Origin of the sequence: Marinomonas sp. A3A (genome assembly GCF_018336955.1) — a bacterium.
In the GTDB taxonomy this organism is placed as follows: Bacteria; Pseudomonadota; Gammaproteobacteria; order Pseudomonadales; family Marinomonadaceae; genus Marinomonas; species Marinomonas lutimaris.
Window position 1 is genome coordinate 1,247,573 of sequence record NZ_CP025532.1, and the last position, 19,717, is coordinate 1,267,289.

The following is a 19,717-nucleotide window of genomic DNA, read 5'->3' on the forward strand; positions in this document are numbered from 1 at the left end:
CTTCTCAATTTAGCTGTTTCAATAAAAGTCTCCGAACTGCGTTCTGTATTTTGCATTTAGCTTGTAAACTGGCATTTTTGGCGAAACACTGCCGACTATAGATTCAGTAATTACGGAGTAGAAATGGATATTCAGAAAGTTGATATGGCTGATTTGGAACTTGTTAAGCACTTTATTGGCCAAGTATCTGCTGTGGATGTGTTGCCTAATTTTAATGATCAAGGTAAGGCTGAGTACAAAGCGCGTGTTTTGCCAGATATCGTAACAACGTTTGATATAGAACGTTTTCAGACTCTTAAAGCCGTTTGTGCAGGAGAAATTGTTGGTTTTGGTGCGTTACGCGATGGCAATTATCTTACTCATTTATTTGTTTCTAAATCAGTGCAAGGTCAGGGAATAGGAAAGCGACTCCTTAGTGCTTTATTAGATACGTCAGAAGCTAAAGAAATCAGCCTGCGCTCTTCAGTGAATGCGGTTGGCTTTTATGAATCTTATGGGTTTGAAGCAACAGGAAGTGAGGCTGATTTTAATGGTATTCGTTTTGTGCCTATGAGTTTACAACTTTGATATGTATTAAGTTAATAAGGGGATGTTTCTTTGCCTGAGTTAAAAACAATAGGTCTTTTTATGCTGACAGCACTGGCAGAGATTGTTGGCTGCTATTTACCTTACCTTTGGTTGCGTGAAGGCAAAACAATCTGGTTGTTAGTGCCAGCGGCGTTAAGTCTGGCGCTATTTGCTTGGCTGCTGACGTTACACCCGACTGCATCAGGCAGAGTCTATGCGGCTTATGGAGGTGTTTATATCTTCGTGGCTGTTTTATGGCTGTGGGTGGTTGACGGAGTTCGTCCAACCACTTGGGATATGCTTGGTTCTGCTGTGGCGCTTTTGGGAATGGCAATTATTATGTTTGCACCACGGACTGTATAACGACAGACCGTGGCTTAGATTTAGCCTTGGAAGCTTTTATAGCGAGTTCAGCTTCTTTTCGATGGCTTTTTGAATGCCTTCTGCGTCCAACCCTACACGTTTTAGCATAGAAGCATGGCTGGCATGTTCTTCATATTGGTCTGGTAGGCCAAGGTGAAGTGTTGGTATGTTTATGTTGTTCGCAATTAGGAACTCACTCACTGCTGAACCTGCTCCGCCCATGATGGCGTTCTCTTCAACGGTCACGATAAGTTTTGCATCACAATGAGCCAGTAGCGCTTTCTCATCAATTGGTTTAACAAAGCGCATGTCGATCAAAGTTGCGTCTAACTTATCCGCTGCTTGCAGTGCATCGTAAGTAGGGCGACCAAAACTGCAGATGACAATGCCAGATTGCCCAGTTCGTAGCGTACGAGATTTGCCTATCTCAAGAGTGCTTAATCTTGATTCAATGTCGACACCTTGACCAGTTCCTCGCGGATAACGCACGGCAGCGGGGCCTTTGTATTCGTAGCCTGTTTGTAGCATTTTACGGCATTCGTCTTCATCAGAAGGCGCCATAACAACCATGTTTGGAATGCAACGAAGGTAACTTAAATCGTAAACACCAGCGTGAGTTGGACCGTCTTCACCGACTAAACCAGCTCGATCAATGGCAAACAACACATCAAGATTTTGCAAAGCCACATCGTGAATAAGCTGATCGTAAGCACGCTGTAGGAAGGTAGAGTAAATCGCGACAACAGGTTTCACACCATCACAGGCCATGCCTGCGGCTAATGTCACCGCATGTTGTTCCGCAATAGCAACATCAAAGTATCTTTCTGGAAAACGATCAGCAAACTCAATGAGATCAGAGCCTTCTTTCATGGCTGGTGTGATAGCCACAAGCTTATTGTCTTGTTTTGCCGCATCACATACCCACTTACCAAAGACATTACAGTATTTTGGCAGTTTGCTTTTCTCTACGTTCGGTTTCGGATCGGGCTCGATCTTGTTAATAGCGTGATAGCCGATTGGATCGCCTTCAGCTGGCTCAAAGCCTTTGCCTTTCTTAGTAATGACGTGCAAGAACTGAGGGCCTGAACGATCTTTTAAGTTAGCAATGGTGGTTAATAAATGGTCCATATCGTGACCATCAATCGGCCCGATATAGTTAAAGCCAAGTTCTTCAAACATCATACCCGGCGATACCATGCCTTTCATGTGTTCTTCAGCTTTACGTGCTAGCTCGAGCGCGGAAGGCAGCCCGGAAAAGACTTTTTGTCCGCCTTTACGAATATTGTCGTAGGTTTTACTTGCCCAAATTCGAGCAAAATAACTGGATAAAGCGCCAACCGGTTTCGAGATAGACATTTCGTTGTCATTTAAAATGACCAACATGTCAGCTTTCACATCACCTGCGTGATTAAGTGCTTCGAATGCCATACCTGCAGACATTGCACCATCGCCAATGATAGCAACAGCCTTACGGCCGGTTTTAAGTTGTCGCGCAGCGAGAGACATACCCAGTGCTGCGCCAATCGACGTGCTGGAATGACCAACACCAAACGTATCGTATTCACTTTCATCGCGTTTTGGAAAACCGGATATACCATTTTCTTGGCGAATATTTAGCAAAGCCTCACGGCGCCCGGTTAAAATTTTATGCGGGTAGGCTTGATGGCCAACATCCCAAACAATGCGATCTTCTGGCGTGTTGTATAAATAATGAAGGGCAACAGTCAGTTCTACGACGCCAAGACCCGCGCCAAAGTGACCGCCAGTTTGTCCGACACTATAAAGCATAAATTCTCGTAATTCGCGGACAAGCGTGGGCAATTGCTCTTTTTTAAAGGCACGCAAGTCAGCAGGTGAGTTGACTTGATCAAGCAGCGGCGTGTCAGGTCGCGCGGTAGGTATCTCTTCGAACATCGGCACAGGTTTGGTCACATTTAATTAGTCTAAAAAAGCGGGTAAGTATATCAGTGGTTACGACCAATAATATAGTTCGCAAGCTCAACTAAAGGCTGAGCTGCGTCTCCAAATGGTGAAATTGCTGTAATGGCTTGTTCATGCAGACTCTTAGCAAGAGCTTGAGCGCCTTCTAAACCAAGCAGTTTAGGGTAAGTTGGTTTGTTTGCCTCTTCATCAGAGAACTGGGTTTTGCCCAGTGTTGCTGTGTCACTGGTGATATCAATGATGTCGTCTTGAACTTGAAACGCCAAGCCAATCGCTGCAGCATAAGTATCTAGAGCCGCAAAATCCGCTTCGCATATGGCGCTACTATTAGCTGAGGTGCTGATGGCGCCCATACGAATACTGGCTCGTATAAGTGCGCCCGTTTTATGTTGATGCATTTGTTCTAATTCATCAATGTTGATGTTTTTGCCCACATTGGCTAGATCAATCATTTGTCCTGTAACCATACCATGACGGCCAGAAGCTTGAACGAGTTCTTGAATTAATTGTAGTTGTACTTTGATGTTTTGGTGTTTTGAATCGCTCAATAGTTCAAAGGCAAAAGTCTGCAATGCGTCTCCAGCCAGTATAGCGGTCGCTTCGTCGTACTTTATGTGGCAAGTCGGTTTACCACGACGTAGGTCATCATCATCCATTGCTGGGAGGTCATCATGAATCAAAGAATAGGCGTGGATAGATTCAATCGCAGCGGCGCTGGCGTCAGTAAGATCATTTGCCTCGCCAAATAAGGATGCTGCGGCATAGGTCAACATAGGACGAATGCGCTTGCCACCGTTAAAGAGACTGTATGCCATAGCGCTTTGTAAGTGTGTAGCGGGTCCGTATTGGCTTAAACTTTGTGTAAGGTAATCATCAACTCTATGGCGAGCGTATTGAGAAAAATCGTCTAAATTCACGAATTTAATTCCGGATCAAAAGTTTCTAGGTGCTCACCATCTTGTTTTTCCAGCAGTATTTGAACTTTTTGTTCAGCTTGGGTGAGAACGGACTGACATTCTTGACTAAGCTTAACGCCTTTTTCAAAGGCTTTTAGTGCCTCTTCAAGAGATAGCTGATTGGATTCAAGTTGTGTGACAAGCGAGTCTAATTCACTGAGGTTTTCTTCAAAATGACGGACATTGGTTTTACGGGACATGATGATTACTCTTGTTTGAACCTACGTTTTGTAACAGAAAATGACCTACTGTTCGAGGGCGTGTTAACGAAAATTACAAAAATCATGTAAGAAGATGTCATTCTTCCGCTTTGTTTCGTATAGAATCATTAAAATGTATCGGTCGCATTATAGCTTTTTTGTTAGGAGACGTGTGTGGATATCGCAACGTTAATAGGACTTGTTGGATCTTTTATAGTAATTATTGCCGCCATATTTGTTGGTGGATCAGCAGGGATGTTTATAGACACCGCGTCAACGCTGATTGTATTAGTTGGATCTACCTTTGTTGTGTTGATGCAATATCCTTTAAGTCAATTTCTTAGTGCGGGTAAAGTTGCTGCAAAAGCCTTTATGTTTAAAAGCATTCCATTAGACACATTGATCGATGAGATCTACGGTTTAGCGGATGAAGCGCGTAAAGGTGGTTTGCTTTCACTAGAAGGCAAAGAAGTCAGCCATCCTTTTTTATCAAAAGGTATTCAAATGCTAGTGGATGGTCATGATGGCAATGTCGTGAGAAGCCAGTTGTCTAAAGATATGAACCAATCTTATTACCGCCATAGCGCTGGAGCGAAGGTTTTTAAAGCTTTTGGTGATGTTGGTCCGGCGATGGGAATGATAGGGACATTGGTTGGTTTGGTGCAGATGTTGGCAAACATGTCGGACCCAAAAGCAATCGGTCCTGCAATGGCGGTTGCCTTGCTGACTACGCTTTATGGTGCCATGTTAGCTAACATGGTGTGTTTACCTATACAGGCGAAGTTAAATATTCGTGCTGATGAAGAATTGACCTGTCAGAAGTTGATTTTAGATGCTTTGCTTGCTATTCAGTCTGGTCAGAACCCACGTATTTTGGATGGCGCACTGAAGACGTACATAGCGGAAGGTAAGCGAACTGAGCGTGAATAATATTTTTGTTGTAAACGGATTCGATAATGAGTGATGAAGAAGAGTCAGATTGCCCCGAATGTGTAGAGGGTTTACCTGCTTACATGGGAACCTTTGCGGATCTCATGTCTTTATTGATGTGTTTCTTTGTACTTTTACTGTCTTTCGCTGAAATGGACGTTATCAAGTTCAAGCAAATTGCAGGGTCATTGAAAGTGGCATTTGGTGTGCAGCGTGAAGTAGAAGCTGAGTCTATTCCAATGGGAACCTCAGTTATTGCTCAGGAATTTAGTCCAGGGCGCCCTGAGCCTACGCCGATCAATGAAATCAAGCAAAAAGCAGACAGTACGCCAGAGAATACGTTAGAGGTTATTTGCAAGCCCGGTGATGCCGAGCTTAAAGAGCAAAGTAACTCTGGTTCACCTTCGCCTGTTACCTTTGTTGATAAATCTCATGCAGACCTTGAAAAAGAGAAGAAAATTCAAGAAACAGAAGGTGATGCTCAAATGATTGCCTCAGTGATGCGGGAAGAGATTTCAAAAGGTACGGTGGAGATTGAAACGCAAGAAGAGACCATTACGATTCGGATTAAGGATCAGGGCTCGTTTGAGTCGGGTTCTGCTGAATTAAATTATGACTTCATTCCGGTGATTGATTTGATTCGTGATGTGTTGGTTGGAATTCAAGGTACTATTTCTGTTGAAGGACATACTGATAATGTGCCAATAGGAAGCGGGCGTTTCCGTTCTAACTGGCAATTGTCATCGGCTCGAGCTATTTCTGTCGCTGAGGAACTATTTTCGACAGGGCAGCTTGATCAAGGTCGATTTGCCGTAACAGGTTATGCTGATACTCGCCCCTTGGTCCCTAATGATACGTCTGCGCATCGTGCTACCAACCGACGTGTAGAGATTGTTATTAAGCAAAATGACACCTCTCGTCCCAAAATGCGTAATACGGTGGATGAGATACCTTCAGATGGGGTTATTGAGTTTGATAGAAATATGGTTGAAGAATTGAAACCAAACGAAATATTTTAATCAATTTTTCTATTGTCATAAAAAAGGAGCGTCGGCTCCTTTTTTATGCTTCGAGATATGCCTTATTGATTTTTAATGCTGAGATTCAAGTGAATTTTTGCTATGGTTTGCGCAGACAAAATTGAGGAAGTAGATAAATGCGAGTAGCAGTCATTGGCGCATCAGGGCGCATGGGAAAAAATCTAATCACCGCCATTCATGATGCCAAAGGTGTATCTTTAGGTGCAGCCATTTTAAAACCGGGCAGTAGCTTGGTTGGTGCTGATGCTGGCGAGATTGCTGGAGTTGGTAAGTTGGGGGTTGCAGCTGTAGCTTCACTGGCTGATTGTGTGAATGATTTTGATGTTTTGATTGACTTCACCACACCGACGTTAACTTTAGAGAATGCCGCTTTTTGTGCTAAACAGCAAAAAGCCATCGTTGTCGGGACAACGGGTTTAAGCGATGCTGAAAAAGCCAAGTTAAACGAAGCCGCTCAGCAGTCACCGGTGGTTTTTGCACCTAATATGAGTGTTGGCGTGAATTTGACCCTTAAGTTGCTTGCTACTGCCGCGAAGATTTTGGGCGATGAGTATGATGTGGAGATAGTAGAAGCGCATCACCGTCACAAAGTTGACTCTCCTTCTGGTACGGCATTGCGAATGGGTGAAGTGGTTGCAGAAGCATTGGGTCGTGATTTGAAAGAATGTGCTGTTTACGGCCGTGAAGGGCAGACTGGCGCTCGTACTCAAAAAGAAATCGGCTTTGAAACCATCCGTGCTGGTGACGTAGTTGGTGAGCACAGCGTGTGGTTTGCTACCGAAGGTGAGCGTATTGAGATTGTTCACAAGGCAAGTAGTCGTATGACTTTCGCGAAGGGGGCGGTGCGTGCAGCAAGCTGGTTGGAGGGTAAGTCGGCTGGTATGTATGATATGCAGGATGTACTTAATCTGAAGTGATCTATTTCTACTAGATGTTAACTAAAAAATGGCCGCAAATTTGCGGCCATTTTTTTATCTATTTTTAATTTTAAACTGATGCATCGGGTGAATTGATATCTAGTAAAGGTGCAGCGTCTAGATTTTCTGCATCCATCATCATCGCAATGCGTTGTAAGGATGCAAGAACTTGAGTTTGCTCCCAGCCTTCTAGTGAGTCGAATTCATCAATGAATTTCTCGTGCAACAACGGCGGTGTGGTTTTAAGAATTTCCATACCTGTGGTCGTTAACCGAGCATTGACGATACGCTTGTCTTTTTGCCCTCGAACTCGTTCCACGTATTTTCTATCTTCTAAGCGATTCAATATGGTCGTCACAGTTGCTTGACTTAGGGACACACTGTCGGAAATTTTTCGCACAGTAACGTCGCCTAGTTCTTCAATAGAACGAAGCACCATGATTTGCGGAATCGTTAATCCACAGGCTTTTACAACGCGTTTTGATTGTAAATCCGTGGCACGGATAATGCGTCGTAAGTGGACAAGAACATCGTGTAAGTGTTGTGGTGAGTCTGGCATAGCTATTAATTAATCCAAAAAAATTTTACGGATTATATGATTTTGTTTTGATCTGTAAAAGCTTAGTTTGAGAAATATTACAGCTCAAAGTATAGGTGTGTTTTTCCATTTTGCCAATATTTTCGAAATAGCCACTAGAAAATCCAACTCTTCTACTATCCTTTTAGCTCATCGAATGCCGCAATAGCAGCCAGTCTTGCAGGTTTGTAATCGATAATTGGCTCTGGGTAATGGCATTGTTTTCTTTGTTCTGGCTTAGGGTCATGAATGGATTTTGCATCTAGTTTGGCGAGTTCAGGCACAAAGCGACGGATGAAATCGCCGTTTTTATCATAGGTCTGCGATTGTCTGGTTGGATTGAAGACTCGGAAGTAGGGGGCTGCATCACAGCCAGTTGATGCGCTCCATTGCCAGCCGCCATTGTTGGCAGCGAATTCACCGTCAATTAATTTGCTCATAAAATAGGCTTCGCCTCTGCGCCAGTCGGCAAACATTAGCTTGGTAAAGAAGCTAGCAGCCACCATTCTTAAACGATTGTGCATCCAACCCGTTTGGTTAAGCTGACGCATGGCCGCATCAACAATAGGAAAACCTGTTCTGCCTTCGCACCATGCCTGAAACTCTTCCTCGTTTTGCCGCCAAATTAATGCGTTTGTTTCTGGCTTGAACGGTTGGCTCTTACAAAGAAAAGGAAAATGCGCCATTAGCTGACGATAGAAATCACGCCATGCAAGCTCCTTTAACCAAATACTGTCTTGCCAGCGTCTTTCCTCTTGACTACACGTGTAGAAAATCGCTTCCAGACATTGTCTTGGCCCTAAAGCGCCTAGTGCAAGATAGGGCGATAAAGTACTGGTGGCAGGCTCAATAGGATAGTCTCTACCTTCTTGGTAATGACGTTCTTTGTGGTGACAAAATTGCCAAAGTTTTTGTCTGGCTGTGTCGTGATCAGCAGGCCATAAATCCTCTCGGAAGGGCTTTTCCCACGTTAGGTCCAAACTGGATTCTGGCAAGGCTTTAGCCTGTGGATCAGGTGTTGGTAGGGGGGTTATATCTTGCTGAGCAAGCATGGCAACCCATCGATTAAAGAATGGTGTGAAGACCTTGAATGGTGTGCCTTGCTGGCTGAGCACATCTTGCGGAACAATAATATCTGTTGCCTGAATGTGAGTGCTTATCTGGTGTTGCTGTAATTGTTCGCATACCGCTTGATCGCGCTGTTGCTCGTGAATAGGTAGGTCACGGTTGAACCAAAGGTGTTTGATATTATTACTGAGACAATATTCTGTGATGGCATTTGGAAGCTGATCAAAGGTATCTGTCTCAAGGACATGCATTGGAATGCCAAGCGTTGCCAACGTCTTTGCTAGGTTTTTGATTAACCCAGCACGAAGCCCATTCTTAGCGTCTGATTCGTTATGCTGTGCCCATTGTTTTGGTGTGGGAGTGACTATAACGGCAATGCCTTCTTTAGCGGATTTTGCTTCTAAAGAGGCATAATAAAGCGCTGGATTATCTAGACAGCGAAGGTCGTTTCTTAACCAAACCAGATGTGTAATCTTCATTCTATTGCGTTACCTTAAACCGTATTACGGATGCCAAGAGGCGATGGATAGGGGATGAAATAGCTTTGCTCATTGATGTATTCACTGCCGTAATGTTTTAGGTAGTGATGGAGCAAGGTGACAGGCGTGGCAAGATTGACTTCGCCACGACGGTACTGCTCAACCACATCCAAAATATCTTTTCGAACGGACACATCCACCGCGTGTTTTAAGTAACCCACAAGATGCATGAGCACATTACAGTGATTTTTACGCTCTGCTGGTTTTGACAGGGTTGTCATTAAAATTTCAAAGTACGCTGTTTTTAATTCGTTAAAGGGTCTTGGGTCATTACCTGAAAGCATACGTCCTAGCTTGCGATAAATCGGTTGAGAATGCGCCATGACCATATATTTATAACGGCTATGGAAAGCAATAAGGTCTTTCATTCGAGCGTCTTCGCCCATACTGTGACGAAAATCATGGTGAGTGAAAACGCGCAATAAAAAATTCTCTCGTAACGCAGGGTCATTTAAACGACCGTCTTCTTCCACTGGTAATAATGGATAGCGTTGTTGTAGTGCTTTGGTAAAAAGTCCTGCACTTCTTTGCATGTGAGGGTGACCGTTTTCTTGATAAACCTTTATACGTTCCATGCCGCAGCTTGGGGATTTTTTCATCAAGATGTAGCCATCCAAATGTGATAGATTTTCCAAATATTTGTTAGATGCCGCCATGAATACCTCAGAAACATCTTCTTCAGAATTTTTGCTGAAGACCATTCTTGGTTCGTCTGGATTGCCTTCTAGGCGCAGAGTTGGGCGAGGTGTACCAAACCCTGCGGCCACTTCTGGGCAAAATTTTTGATAATCAAAATAATGACTGAGTACTTTGTCGCAATAATCAGAATGGCTATGTCCGCCGTTATATCGTACATTTTCACCTAATAAACAGGCGCTAATTCCGACAGGAATCTTATGTGTTAACTGATCTGGTGATGGTTGAGAATGTGGCATGAATGAATCCTCCAAAAGACAAGATAGTTTGTTATTTCGCGTCTTCTATATGCTTAATAAGAAAGTGTGCGCTGAGCAGTGCGCCTTCAGCATCACCTTGGCATAACCAGTCACCGACTAGTCCTACATTATGTTCTGATGACCAAGCAAAAGTGTTGTTGCCTTTGTTTTCGGCAAACCTGCTAAGGAACCAACGATGTGGATCACCATGTTTTAAAACTCTATGTTCAGTTATTTCCGCAAAAGCTTGTAGCAATGTTTGAGTGACCCATTCTTTATCTGAATCAAGGTGCTGCTTTGTCCAGTTTGGATCGGATTGGATAACCCAACGGTCTATTTTTTCGCTATGACGCAGTGGCTTGTAGTTGTCTTTTATCATGCGTTTTATTGGAGAACCTTTAGGCTCAATCAATGCATTCAAGTCACATGGCTCTGTTTCTAACCACATAGCCCATTGTGAATCATAAGAAGCGCTAGCCTGATTCGCTCTGAGTAAGAGTACAGCTAGCTTTTCGTGCGAAGCCAGTATTGATGCGGCTTGTGGTGCTGGCGCTGCAATAATAATTTTTTTCGCAATTACAACGGGCTGATATTTATCATCTCTCAATAGCCAGCTTGGCTGATCATCGCCTTTTTGTGTGATCTGATCCAAATGATGGATACGAGTACCTGTAATGAAGTTTGCATTCTGAATCCAGTGGCGGGTAATAGCACTCATTTTTGGTACACCGACAAAAGCTTGAGAGCCGGTTTTACTAAGTTGTTTCCATGGTGCTGCTATATGCTCTTCGGTGAGTTGTTTGAAGAGTGCGAGGGTGTCTGGGTGTTTAGCAACAATATAAGGCGTACCCAGGTCACAGCTGATGTCACCGTCTAGTCTTTTGCTACTAGCTCGACCGCCACTGCCGCGGCTTTTGTCTATGATACAAACGGTTTGTCCTGACTGGGATAGCAAATATGCACATAGGCTGCCAGCTAGGCCAGCGCCAACAATGGCGATGTCAAAGGTTGGGGTGTGAATTTGACCGGTAGTTAATGTGTTCATCTTATTTTTCCCAGTGTTCATGTTGCTTTTCTTATACAATATAGAAAATCGTATAAGAAAAGCAACTATCTTGTACAAAAAAATATTTGTATAGTTTTTTATTGTGTAGTCTTTGGTAGTTATAGAAGTTTAGGTCACAATAGGTTTATTGCCTTAGATGAATGATGATTTATTGGAAAAATGTATGAGTCAGCCAAATCAAAATGCGGAAGCAAAAAAACAAGATTCTTTAGATGAATTAGCGCTATTGGATAGCTCCGAATACTTTCCTATTCGGGAGTTATCTCTAAGAACCGGGGTGAACTCTGTTACATTGCGAGCTTGGGAGCGACGTTATGGCTTGCTAAAGCCGAAGCGAACTGACAAGGGCCATCGATTGTATGACCAAGGCGATGTACAGCGAGTAGAAGGCATATTGCGCTGGATTCAACAAGGGGTGGCTGTCAGTAAGGTGAGAGCTCTGCTGGAGAAAGGCGCGACGCTTGATAGTGTTGTACCGTCGAATGAATGGCTGGAATGGCAAGGGGCCTTGGTTAAAGCGGCTGAGTTTTTTCAAGAAGACAAAATTGAGCAGATGTATCAGCAAATCTTTTCTCAATACCCTGCTGATATTGCCATACGAGATTGGTTGTTGCCAAGCTTTGAGCAGTTAGGGAGAGGCGCACCCTTAGCATTTTGCGAGTCGGTCTTGCTGTCATGTTTAATGGCTCGTGTAAGCAACTTTAAAGGGCAAAAAAAGAATGTGCCTAAGGTGTTGATTGCCGGATTAGCTTCACAGCGCAGTATGTGGTGTTACATGGCTGCAGCTATTTTATTGGATAAAGGCTTGTCCTGCTGTGTCGTTCCAAATGTACAGCATAGTAATGATTGGTCTAGCTTAGTTGAAGGTATTCAGGCTCAGTCTGTATTGGTTTTTTGTGAAAATGAATTGGGCAATAAAGCGGAGGAGTTGATACATCAAATGCAGCAATGGCAACGCCCAGTGGCAGTTATTGGCGCGAGTTTTTGGTTGGCGGCTCATGACTCTAACATGACGGATCTTGGCGAAGTCAAAGTCTACTCTGAGGCGTTAGAAGGTGTGATTAATTTCATGGATCAAACTGCAAGATGAGAAAAGAAAAAAAAACTATTAAGTGGATATCTATAATATATTTTTCTTATTGTTAGCTTGGTTTTACTCTTCTTCTATCAAATAAAACAAAGAAGGAGATTTAACATGGCTAAGACAATGACTTTTGCAGTTATGCACTTTTCTATCGCGTTCTCTGTCGCATATCTCATTACGGGGAGTTTGTTGGTAGGTGGTTTAGTCGCTATCGTAGAGCCTGCCATTAATACCGTAGCGTTTTATTTCCATGAGATTATCTGGAACAAAATCCAACAAGCGGACGTTGCATCTGAGTTGAGTAAGACAATTCAAACAGCAGGAGAGAATTACGCGTTAAGATCGATGTGATTTTTTGTCGCTATAAGTTTTCTACCGCTATAAAAAAGAAACCCCACCAGCGCAGGGCGCTAGCGGGGTTGGTGCCTGTATTGCCAACACTTAAATTATTTAAGTGTTACTTCATAGGGTTGATCAAGAAGTACAGCACAACCGCAACCGCGATTGGTGCCGTGAACTTCATAGAGAAATTCCATAGTTTGAATACAGTTTCAGATAGGTTTAGTTCGTCCTGTGCAAACTTGTTCTTAACAATCCAGCCAGAGAATAGAGCAATAAGAATTCCACCCAATGGCAGCATGATGTTCGCTGTAATGTAATCTAGGAAATCGAAAGTGTTTTTGCCGAAAAAGGTTACATCAGACATAAAGCTGAATGAACCTAGGCAAGCAATACCCAATCCCCATACTACAATGCCTAAGCTAATAGACGCTGTAATACGTTTCATTTTGAAACGTTCTACTAAGAAGGCAACGGTTGGTTCTAGCAAAGAAATAGCAGAAGTCCATGCCGCTACGCCAACTAAGACGAAGAACAAAACACCGAACAACTGACCGAAAGGCATTTGACCAAAAGCAACTGGCAAAGAGATAAACATCAAGCCAGGGCCTGCCGCAGGATCCATTCCGTTAGAGAAAATGATTGGGAATATAGCCAAGCCAGCAACCAAAGCAACAAGCGTATCTAATGCGCCAATAGCCAATACCGTTTTACCTATAGATGCATCCTTGGTCATGTAAGAGCCGTAAGCCATGATGGTTCCCATACCCAAAGATAGGGTAAAGAACGAATGGCCTAGTGCAATCAAAGCCGCATTCCAGGTCAGCTTGCTAAAGTCAAACTCGAACATGAAATTCCAACCTTGCGCAAAGCCGCCAGTTGTCATCGCATAACCAAGTAGGATGATGAGTAATACAAACAAGGCTGGCATCATGATGCGAGTTGCCGTTTCAATACCTTTATTGATGCCTGCTGCAACCACAACTACCGTCATAATGCTGAATAGTGTATGCCAAGCTAAAAGTGTTGCAGGGTCTGCAAGAAGAGCACCGAAAGCTGCGCCTGCATCATCAGATGAAATGCCATTCATTTCACCCGTTAGCATGGCTTTAATGTAATAAAGTACCCAACCACCAACGACAGAATAAAATGAAAAGATAAGAACGCCAGACAGCATTCCCATTAAACCTATTAAACCCCAAGAGCGAGTGCTACCAGATTCTTCAGCGACGTCACTTAAAGCATTAATTGGGTTTTTGCGTGCACGACGACCGATAAACACTTCGGCCATCATAATAGGAATGCCGACCAGCAAAATACAAACCAAATAAACCAGAACAAAAGCCCCACCGCCGTTTTCACCAGTGATGTAAGGGAATTTCCAGATGTTACCTAAGCCTACAGCGGAACCTGTCGCCGCCAAAATGAATATCCATCGACTCGCCCAGGAGCCTTGGATAGATGTTTTATTTGTCATAGTTATCTCTAAATGATTGAAAGCAAAATATATCAACAGCGATCGGAGCTGGTTTTTTTACCCATACCAATGCTTCCCACTTCACCAGCATGAATGAATGCTGGTAAGCAAAACTCCGAATAGGGGCGGGATTTTCCGAATTTCGATGCAGATATGCAACAAAAAATGTTCTTTTATAATTTTTTTCGCTATTTGCTGTGTGCTTTTCATACTAGATATAGTCTAGCTTTGCGGAAAATATTACGCCTGTAATAGTTAGTTCTCTAAATAAATGGCTGGACTTGAATTTGCTTTCAGGTAGAATGATTAGACATCAAATTAATTTGATTCTAAAAATCAGTTAAGTAACATTAACTTCATATAAATCAGCGATTATTGTTATTTCGCGTAAGCTAATTTATACAATTAACTGGTTAATAATGCTTTGTTTTCTAATGGATGTGATTATGAATTCAGAAAAAATTATGTTTACTAAACCCAGTGCGGTAGATGGCATGGCAGTTAATCAGCTGGTGGCATCTTGTCCGCCACTGGATACAAACTCGGTTTATTGTAATTTGCTGCAAGCCAGTCATTTTAGCGATACATCTGTCGCAGCGCGATTTGAGGGCGGTGAGATGATTGGGTTTGTGTCTGGTTATGTTGTTCCAAAACAACTAGATACCCTGTTTGTTTGGCAAGTGGCAGTGAGTGAAAAAGCTCGAGGTCAAGGCTTAGCAAAAAGAATGGTTTCATCATTGCTTGAACGATCTAGCTGTTCTGGCGTGCGTTACTTAGAAACCAGTATTACGGCATCAAATGAAGGCTCTTGGGCTCTGTTTCGACGTCTCGCTGATCAGCTAGATGCTCCGCTAGAAGAATCTGTGATGTTTGATAAGCAGGATCACTTCAAAGGGCGACATGATACCGAGTACCTAGTCAGGATTGGTCCATTCCCCGTAAATTAAAAAGCCCATAAATTAAAAAGCCCATAAATTAAAAAGCCCATAAATTAAAAAGCCCATAAATTAAAAAGCCTATAAATCAAAAAGTCATATGAACTCACAAGCTCAATGAATTCATATGCAAGTGAGTTAGAAATGCGATGAGTTAGAAAGTCACACTTTCACTTTCACTCTCAGCTTTTGCTTTCTACTCAAGCTCTAAAATTACTGTTTATGAACTTAAAGGATGATAGAAATATGAAAATTTTTGACGAAATCGAATCAGAAGTACAATCTTACGCACGCTCTTTTCCACGTGTTTTTCACCGTGCACAAGGTGCGTATTTATTCGATCAGGAAGGTAATAAATATCTAGATTTCTTGGCCGGTGCTGGCACATTGAACTATGGTCACAACAACCCAGTCTTCAAAGAGAAACTAGTGGAATACATCTTGGATGACGGTATTACACATGGTCTAGATATGCACACAAAAGCCAAAGGCGAATTTCTTGAAGTCTTTAAAAAGCATATTCTTGAGCCTCGTGGTCTTGAATATATGGTGCAATTTACTGGTCCTACTGGCACGAACGCGGTCGAAGCCGCACTCAAGCTAGCCCGTAACGTCACTGGTCGTGAAAATATTATTAGTTTTACCAATGGTTTCCATGGTTGTAGTTTGGGGGCTTTATCTGTAACAGGTAACTCACATCACCGTGGTGCAGCGGGTACTAGTCTAGGTGCTGGCGTTTCTACCGTGCCTTTTGATGGTTATTTAGGTGAAGGCATCGAGACAACAGAATATTTAGACAAGGTGTTGTCCGATTCTAGTAGTGGTGTTGATACGCCAGCTGCTGTAATTGTTGAAACCGTACAAGGTGAGGGTGGTATTAATGCCGCTAGCTTTGGTTGGTTACAGAATCTAGAAGCTGTTTGTAAAAAACACGATGTTCTATTGATCGTTGATGATATTCAAGCGGGTTGTGGTCGTACTGGTACTTTCTTCAGCTTTGAAGACGCTGGTATTACGCCTGATATTGTTACCATGTCGAAATCACTAAGTGGTTACGGTTTGCCATTTGCTGTTGTTCTAATGCGTCCAGAATTAGATGAATGGAAACCAGGTGAGCACAACGGTACGTTCCGTGGTAATAACCTTGCATTCGTTACCGCAAAAGTAGCTATTGAAACTTACTGGAAAGACGACACGTTTGAAAAAGAGATCAAGCGCAAAGGTGAGTACATTCATGAGCGTACACAAGCTATCGTCAATGAATTTGGTGAAGGCAACTTCACACTTCAAGGTCGAGGTATGATGCGCGGTATCAACTGTGTTAGCGGCGAATTGGCTGGCAAGATTACCAAGAAATGCTTCCAGAATGGTCTGATGATCGAAACCTCTGGCGCCGATGACCAGGTGGTAAAATTTCTTTGTCCTCTTATTATCAGCGACGAAGATCTAAAGCAAGGTATCGATATTCTAGAGCGCGCTATTCGTGATGTGTGTGCCAAAGAAGATGATATGCCAGAAGCAAAAAGCTACTTCGATGAGAACTACGACATCGCTGTCTAGTTCTTCTAATCCTAAAATTGCCTTCATTTTTGAGGGCAATTTTTTGATAAATACTTGAGTGAAGTAAATAGTAAGTTAAGAACCTCAAGTCTCTTCCGGTAACTCTTTACCGGCATTTAATAGATCTTCGGATCATAAGGAGAAAAGAATGTTTGCACGTGATTTAGCTGAATGTGAAAAAACTGAACGCCGCGTAGTGTCCCCAGATGGTAATTGGGAGAGCACACGTCTTTTGTTAAAAGAAGACAATATGGGATTTTCGTTTCACATTACGACTATTTATGAGGGTAAAGACTTTGATATGCATTATCAAAATCACCTTGAATCTGTGTACTGTATCTCTGGAGAAGGCGAAGTAGAAAGCCGCGAAACAGGTCAAAAGCACCACATCAAACCAGGTGTTGTGTATGTGCTGGATAAGCATGATGCGCATACCTTGCGAGCTTTCAAAGAATTGAAATTGGCTTGTGTCTTTAATCCGCCAATTACGGGTAAAGAAGTGCACAACTCAGAAGGCGCTTACGAGATTATAGAATAAGCCACCTAGACAACTATTTATCAGATCATGTCGTTAACGGTAAGGAGATAATAAGGAGTCGCGATCATGTCATCGGTTCTAGCATCTGAATATTTAGATGATGAATTTACTAATCAGAGGATTGCTAAGCAGAAAGTGACTAACCATAAGCTTTCTAGTTCAAAATTTTCTGATAAAAAAAGCGTAGATTCATTGGGTGTTGGAGGTATTCAGCAAGACCAATATCCATCTAGACTCTATTCTGAACCTATGTATATACAGCGCCAAGACCCTATTATCTACGCTAATGACCAGCTAAAAGCGCCTCTTGATGAGGTGCTTTTAGATCACTATGAAAAGAACGGCTTTTTGTTTCTGGATGATATTTTTAGTGACGAAGAAGTCATTAATATGCAGAAGCATATGCAATGTTTACGCGATGATGGCGAGATTAAGCAACGCGAAGAAAGTGTTACAGAGGCTGATAGTGGTGATATTCGCTCGGTATTTGATGTACATAAATTAGACGCTTTTATTAAAAGTGTGGCTGAAGACCCAAGATTAGTTCGAATCGCAGAATATCTTTTAGGTGATGAAGTCTATCTTCATCAGACGCGTTTGAATTATAAACCAGGTTTTCGTGGCAAAGAGTTTTATTGGCATTCAGACTTTGAGACGTGGCATGTGGAAGATGGTATGCCACGCATGAGAGCTTTGAGTATGTCCATTACACTTACCCCTAATGATCACCATAATGGCCCTCTGCTGTTGATTCCTGGCTCTCACCACACATACGTATCTTGTGTTGGTGAAACACCAGAAAATAACTATCTATCTTCTCTTAAAACACAAAATGTTGGCGTTCCTGATGATGTGTCGCTGCAGTCTTTGATTGAACAGAATGGTATTGAAGCCGCAGTTGGTCAACCGGGCAGAATTATTTTGTTTGATTGCAATGTGTTACATGGTTCAAACGGCAATATTACATCATCGCCTCGCTCGAATTTATTTTTTGTCTACAACGCCTTGTCGAATCGTGTGGTTTCGCCGTTTGGTAACACCACTCCAAGGCCTGAATACATCGCGGCTAGGAAGTCGATTAAAGCGCTTAAAAAAAGCGATTAATGCTTAAATTTTCCGCAACCTTATGACAATATAGCGGCAGTTTTGGATTTCGGCATAAGTTGGCTTTTAGCCCCTTAACATATTGGAAAAATGATGGGACAACATACAGTTGAAAAAATTGGCGGCACGTCCATGAGTGACTACCGTTCAGTTAGAGATAATATAATTTTCAAACCCACTTTAGTGAACAACATGTACCAACGTGTTTTTGTTGTTTCTGCTTATGCCGGTATGACCGATAAGCTGTTAGAACACAAGAAAACAGGGGATGCTGGAGTGTTTGCTTTATTCGCTCAAGAGCGTAAGCAAAACAATTGGTTTCCAGCGTTACAAGATGTTCGTACAGCCATGTTAGACATTAACCATAGCTTGTTTGAAGCTGGGGAGTTGCGCCATAAAGCAGACGCATTTTTAAATAGCCGTTTGCAAGAAGCACAAGAGTGTCTTGAAGATCTACATCGCCTTTGTCAGCACGGCCATTTTTCGATTAGCGAGCATCTTGCTACCGTACGAGAAATGCTTGCCAGTCTGGGTGAAGCACACAGTGCTTGGAACACCGCGCATTTGTTACAACGTGACGGCGTTAATGCTGTATTCGTTGACTTGACTGGTTGGAATAGCCCAAGTCACATGTCGCTTGATGAGCGTATTTTAGATGCGTTTAAAGACATTGATTTGAGCAAAGAGCTTCCAATTGCGACAGGTTATGCTCACAGCGAAACCGGTCTGATGTCTACCTTTGACCGTGGTTACAGTGAAATGACGTTCAGCCGAATTGCGGTTCTGACGCAAGCACATGAAGCCGTGATCCACAAAGAATTTCACTTAAGTAGTGCTGATCCTCGTTTAGTCGGTGAAAGCAAAGCGGTACCAATCGGTCGAACTAATTACGATGTAGCTGATCAGCTTGCTAACCTTGGTATGGAAGCTATCCATCCCAAAGCAGCAAAAGGTTTGCGTCAAAGTGGTATCTCATTGCGAGTGAAAAACACCTTTGAACCAGAACATACTGGTACGCTTATCACTGGCGATTACGTAAGTGATGCACCGTGTGTTGAGATCATTGCAGGTTGTCGTGGTGTATTTGCCGTAGAGCTATTCGACCAAGATATGGCTGGTGATATAGATAAATTTGATGTGGATATTCTTAAAGTATTAAGACAGTTCCACGCTCATATCATCGCTAAAGATATTAACGCCAATACGATTACACATTACTTGGCTATCAACCTGAAAACCTTGAAACGTGTCATGAGAGTGCTGCATGAGCGCTTTGCGGATGCTGAAATAACGCAGCGTAAAGTAGCGATTGTTTCTGCCATTGGTAGCGATATGAAAACCACAGGTATGCTGGCTAAGGCAGTAAAAGCCATTGCAGAGCAAGACGTCAACGTATTAGCTATGCACCAATCTATGCGTCAGGTAGATATGCAGTTTGTTGTTGATGAAGAAGATTACGAAAAAGCGATCTGCAGCCTGCACAAAGAGTTGGTTGAAGTACATAATCATGGTCGTGCTATTTGCCTAGCGTCTTAGGGTGTTAATGTAGCAGTAATGCAACTTTGTATTGTAAAGTATTCA

20 protein-coding genes are annotated in these 19,717 nt (G+C 42.7%); 12 read left to right on the forward strand and 8 right to left on the reverse strand.

From position 1 onward, the window contains the following. Nucleotides 1-123: 123 nt before the first annotated feature. Both CYL31_RS05800 and CYL31_RS05805 read left to right on the forward strand, forming a co-directional pair. Nucleotides 124-567, forward strand: a complete 444-nt coding sequence (locus CYL31_RS05800) for a GNAT family N-acetyltransferase (protein WP_212917998.1) — start codon at nt 124-126, stop codon at nt 565-567. A gap of 30 nt (nt 568-597) precedes the next feature. Then, on the forward strand, nt 598-930 hold the full coding sequence (locus CYL31_RS05805; RefSeq protein ID WP_212917999.1) for a YnfA family protein: 333 nt from the start codon (nt 598-600) through the stop codon (nt 928-930). A 36-nt stretch (nt 931-966) separates the two neighbouring features. Here the strand turns inward: CYL31_RS05805 and dxs are convergent, their stop codons facing one another. From dxs to CYL31_RS05820, 3 genes are read right to left on the reverse strand one after another with little or no spacing between them, the layout of a single operon-like run. Beyond that, nucleotides 967-2,844, reverse strand: coding sequence for a 1-deoxy-D-xylulose-5-phosphate synthase (dxs, locus tag CYL31_RS05810; protein WP_212918849.1), 1,878 nt, complete (start codon nt 2,842-2,844; stop codon nt 967-969). A 50-nt stretch (nt 2,845-2,894) separates the two neighbouring features. After that, on the reverse strand, nt 2,895-3,788 hold the full coding sequence (locus CYL31_RS05815; RefSeq protein WP_212918000.1) for a polyprenyl synthetase family protein: 894 nt from the start codon (nt 3,786-3,788) through the stop codon (nt 2,895-2,897). Beyond that, nucleotides 3,785-4,027, reverse strand: a complete 243-nt coding sequence (locus tag CYL31_RS05820; RefSeq protein WP_212918001.1) for an exodeoxyribonuclease VII small subunit — start codon at nt 4,025-4,027, stop codon at nt 3,785-3,787. Before CYL31_RS05820 ends, CYL31_RS05815 begins: the two co-directional genes overlap by 4 nt. A 174-nt stretch (nt 4,028-4,201) precedes the next feature. Here CYL31_RS05820 and pomA point away from each other — a divergent pair, with 174 nt between their 5' ends. The 3 genes from pomA to dapB all read left to right on the forward strand — a co-directional run bounded on the left by pomA (nt 4,202) and on the right by dapB (nt 6,914). Continuing rightward, nucleotides 4,202-4,957 carry a flagellar motor protein PomA gene (gene pomA / locus CYL31_RS05825; RefSeq protein ID WP_212918002.1) on the forward strand — a complete coding sequence of 252 codons (756 nt, stop codon included), beginning with the start codon at nt 4,202-4,204 and terminating at the stop codon, nt 4,955-4,957. Between the two features lie 26 nt (nt 4,958-4,983). Next, nucleotides 4,984-5,976, forward strand: a complete 993-nt coding sequence (locus CYL31_RS05830) for a flagellar motor protein MotB (RefSeq protein ID WP_212918003.1) — start codon at nt 4,984-4,986, stop codon at nt 5,974-5,976. A 137-nt stretch (nt 5,977-6,113) separates the two neighbouring features. After that, complete coding sequence (dapB, locus tag CYL31_RS05835; RefSeq protein WP_212918004.1) at nt 6,114-6,914, forward strand: 4-hydroxy-tetrahydrodipicolinate reductase; 801 nt, start codon at nt 6,114-6,116, stop codon at nt 6,912-6,914. Nucleotides 6,915-6,984: 70 nt separating this feature from the next. Here the strand turns inward: dapB and CYL31_RS05840 are convergent, their stop codons facing one another. The 4 genes from CYL31_RS05840 to CYL31_RS05855 all read right to left on the reverse strand — a co-directional run bounded on the left by CYL31_RS05840 (nt 6,985) and on the right by CYL31_RS05855 (nt 11,078). Then, nucleotides 6,985-7,473, reverse strand: a complete 489-nt coding sequence (locus CYL31_RS05840) for a MarR family winged helix-turn-helix transcriptional regulator (protein WP_212918005.1) — start codon at nt 7,471-7,473, stop codon at nt 6,985-6,987. 155 nt (nt 7,474-7,628) lie between these two features. Continuing rightward, complete coding sequence (gene phrB / locus CYL31_RS05845; RefSeq protein ID WP_212918006.1) at nt 7,629-9,038, reverse strand: deoxyribodipyrimidine photo-lyase; 1,410 nt, start codon at nt 9,036-9,038, stop codon at nt 7,629-7,631. Between the two features lie 14 nt (nt 9,039-9,052). Then, the gene (locus CYL31_RS05850) at nt 9,053-10,033 is read right to left on the reverse strand and encodes a YbgA family protein (RefSeq protein ID WP_212918007.1); all 981 of its coding nucleotides are present in this window, start codon (nt 10,031-10,033) and stop codon (nt 9,053-9,055) included. A gap of 31 nt (nt 10,034-10,064) precedes the next feature. Further along, nucleotides 10,065-11,078, reverse strand: coding sequence for an NAD(P)/FAD-dependent oxidoreductase (locus CYL31_RS05855; protein WP_212918008.1), 1,014 nt, complete (start codon nt 11,076-11,078; stop codon nt 10,065-10,067). A gap of 184 nt (nt 11,079-11,262) precedes the next feature. Between CYL31_RS05855 and CYL31_RS20805 the strand changes: the two genes are divergently transcribed. After that, a complete protein-coding gene (locus CYL31_RS20805) occupies nt 11,263-12,189 on the forward strand; it encodes a MerR family transcriptional regulator (RefSeq protein WP_283248216.1) in 927 nt (308 codons plus the stop codon). A 105-nt stretch (nt 12,190-12,294) separates the two neighbouring features. Further along, on the forward strand, nt 12,295-12,534 hold the full coding sequence (locus CYL31_RS05865) for a DUF2061 domain-containing protein (RefSeq protein ID WP_212918010.1): 240 nt from the start codon (nt 12,295-12,297) through the stop codon (nt 12,532-12,534). 106 nt (nt 12,535-12,640) lie between these two features. Here the strand turns inward: CYL31_RS05865 and CYL31_RS05870 are convergent, their stop codons facing one another. Then, nucleotides 12,641-13,999 carry a sodium-dependent transporter gene (locus CYL31_RS05870; RefSeq protein ID WP_212918011.1) on the reverse strand — a complete coding sequence of 453 codons (1,359 nt, stop codon included), beginning with the start codon at nt 13,997-13,999 and terminating at the stop codon, nt 12,641-12,643. A 446-nt stretch (nt 14,000-14,445) separates the two neighbouring features. Between CYL31_RS05870 and ectA the strand changes: the two genes are divergently transcribed. From ectA to CYL31_RS05895, 5 genes are all read left to right on the forward strand, one after another. After that, the gene (gene ectA / locus CYL31_RS05875) at nt 14,446-14,946 is read left to right on the forward strand and encodes a diaminobutyrate acetyltransferase (protein WP_249411709.1); all 501 of its coding nucleotides are present in this window, start codon (nt 14,446-14,448) and stop codon (nt 14,944-14,946) included. 234 nt (nt 14,947-15,180) lie between these two features. Continuing rightward, nucleotides 15,181-16,494: a diaminobutyrate--2-oxoglutarate transaminase gene (ectB, locus tag CYL31_RS05880; RefSeq protein ID WP_212918013.1), complete on the forward strand. Its 1,314-nt coding sequence runs from the start codon at nt 15,181-15,183 to the stop codon at nt 16,492-16,494. A gap of 148 nt (nt 16,495-16,642) precedes the next feature. Continuing rightward, a complete protein-coding gene (locus CYL31_RS05885; protein WP_212918014.1) occupies nt 16,643-17,032 on the forward strand; it encodes an ectoine synthase in 390 nt (129 codons plus the stop codon). 66 nt (nt 17,033-17,098) lie between these two features. Beyond that, the gene (gene thpD, locus CYL31_RS05890; protein ID WP_283247981.1) at nt 17,099-18,136 is read left to right on the forward strand and encodes an ectoine hydroxylase; all 1,038 of its coding nucleotides are present in this window, start codon (nt 17,099-17,101) and stop codon (nt 18,134-18,136) included. A gap of 93 nt (nt 18,137-18,229) precedes the next feature. Further along, nucleotides 18,230-19,672: an aspartate kinase gene (locus tag CYL31_RS05895; RefSeq protein WP_212918015.1), complete on the forward strand. Its 1,443-nt coding sequence runs from the start codon at nt 18,230-18,232 to the stop codon at nt 19,670-19,672. Nucleotides 19,673-19,717: the final 45 nt, after the last annotated feature.

Excerpts from the sequence above, each read along its gene's own strand:
- ectB (WP_212918013.1), top strand. The coding sequence starts at position 15,181 with ATGAAAATTTTTGACGAAATCGAATCAGAAGTACAATCTTACGCACGC.
- CYL31_RS05865 (WP_212918010.1), top strand. The coding sequence starts at position 12,295 with ATGGCTAAGACAATGACTTTTGCAGTTATGCACTTTTCTATCGCGTTC.
- CYL31_RS05800 (WP_212917998.1), top strand. The coding sequence starts at position 124 with ATGGATATTCAGAAAGTTGATATGGCTGATTTGGAACTTGTTAAGCAC.
- CYL31_RS05885 (WP_212918014.1), top strand. The coding sequence starts at position 16,643 with ATGTTTGCACGTGATTTAGCTGAATGTGAAAAAACTGAACGCCGCGTA.
- ectA (WP_249411709.1), top strand. The coding sequence starts at position 14,446 with ATGAATTCAGAAAAAATTATGTTTACTAAACCCAGTGCGGTAGATGGC.
- CYL31_RS05820 (WP_212918001.1), bottom strand. The coding sequence starts at position 4,027 with ATGTCCCGTAAAACCAATGTCCGTCATTTTGAAGAAAACCTCAGTGAA.
- CYL31_RS20805 (WP_283248216.1), top strand. The coding sequence starts at position 11,263 with ATGAGTCAGCCAAATCAAAATGCGGAAGCAAAAAAACAAGATTCTTTA.
- CYL31_RS05830 (WP_212918003.1), top strand. The coding sequence starts at position 4,984 with ATGAGTGATGAAGAAGAGTCAGATTGCCCCGAATGTGTAGAGGGTTTA.
- CYL31_RS05840 (WP_212918005.1), bottom strand. The coding sequence starts at position 7,473 with ATGCCAGACTCACCACAACACTTACACGATGTTCTTGTCCACTTACGA.
- CYL31_RS05850 (WP_212918007.1), bottom strand. The coding sequence starts at position 10,033 with ATGCCACATTCTCAACCATCACCAGATCAGTTAACACATAAGATTCCT.
- CYL31_RS05895 (WP_212918015.1), top strand. The coding sequence starts at position 18,230 with ATGGGACAACATACAGTTGAAAAAATTGGCGGCACGTCCATGAGTGAC.
- CYL31_RS05870 (WP_212918011.1), bottom strand. The coding sequence starts at position 13,999 with ATGACAAATAAAACATCTATCCAAGGCTCCTGGGCGAGTCGATGGATA.
- thpD (WP_283247981.1), top strand. The coding sequence starts at position 17,099 with ATGTCATCGGTTCTAGCATCTGAATATTTAGATGATGAATTTACTAAT.
- dxs (WP_212918849.1), bottom strand. The coding sequence starts at position 2,844 with ATGTTCGAAGAGATACCTACCGCGCGACCTGACACGCCGCTGCTTGAT.
- CYL31_RS05855 (WP_212918008.1), bottom strand. The coding sequence starts at position 11,078 with ATGAACACATTAACTACCGGTCAAATTCACACCCCAACCTTTGACATC.
- phrB (WP_212918006.1), bottom strand. The coding sequence starts at position 9,038 with ATGAAGATTACACATCTGGTTTGGTTAAGAAACGACCTTCGCTGTCTA.
- dapB (WP_212918004.1), top strand. The coding sequence starts at position 6,114 with ATGCGAGTAGCAGTCATTGGCGCATCAGGGCGCATGGGAAAAAATCTA.